Source organism: Pseudomonas sp. EL_65y_Pfl1_R83, assembly GCF_963970695.1.
Taxonomy (GTDB): Bacteria; Pseudomonadota; Gammaproteobacteria; order Pseudomonadales; family Pseudomonadaceae; genus Aquipseudomonas; species Aquipseudomonas tritici.
The window spans coordinates 1-570 of record NZ_CAXAQI010000174.1 but is presented as its reverse complement, the minus strand read 5'-3'; the positions used below and the strand labels follow the sequence as shown (position 1 = coordinate 570).

General features: G+C 60.5%; 1 protein-coding gene. It reads left to right on the top strand.

The features are described from left to right. Positions 1–20: 20 nt before the first annotated feature. A partial coding sequence (prs, locus tag AACY08_RS28260; RefSeq protein WP_339472395.1) for a ribose-phosphate diphosphokinase occupies positions 21–570 on the top strand: 550 nt, incomplete at its 3' end.

The window sequence follows — 570 nt, the reverse complement described above, 5'->3', positions numbered from 1 at the left end:
CAAAAGGAGTTTCGAACGCCATGAAATTGATGACCGGCAATTCGAACTTGCCCCTCGCGCGCGATATTGCGTCCTATCTCGAACTGCCGTTGACCGACGCGTTGGTCCGCCGCTTTGCCGATGAGGAAATTTTCGTGGAAATCCGCGAGAATGTGCGCGGCGAGGACGTGTTCGTGCTGCAATCGACTGGCTATCCCGCGAATGACAATCTGATGGAGCTGCTGATTTGCATAGACGCGCTGAAACGCGCCTCGGCCAAGCGCATCACCGCCGTCATTCCCTATTTCGGCTATGCCCGGCAGGACCACAAACCGGGCCCGCGCACGCCGATTTCGGCCAAGCTGGTCGCCAATCTCATCACCGTCGCGGGTGCCGACCGCGTACTCTCGGTCGATCTCCACGCCGGGCAGATCCAGGGTTTCTTCGACATTCCGACGGATAATCTGTTCGCCGCGCCGGTGATGTCGGCCGACATTCTGACCCGCTATGGCAAGCGCAACCTGATGGTCGTTTCGCCTGACGTCGGCGGTGTGGTGCGCGCGCGCGCGCTGGCCAAGCGACTCGACAATG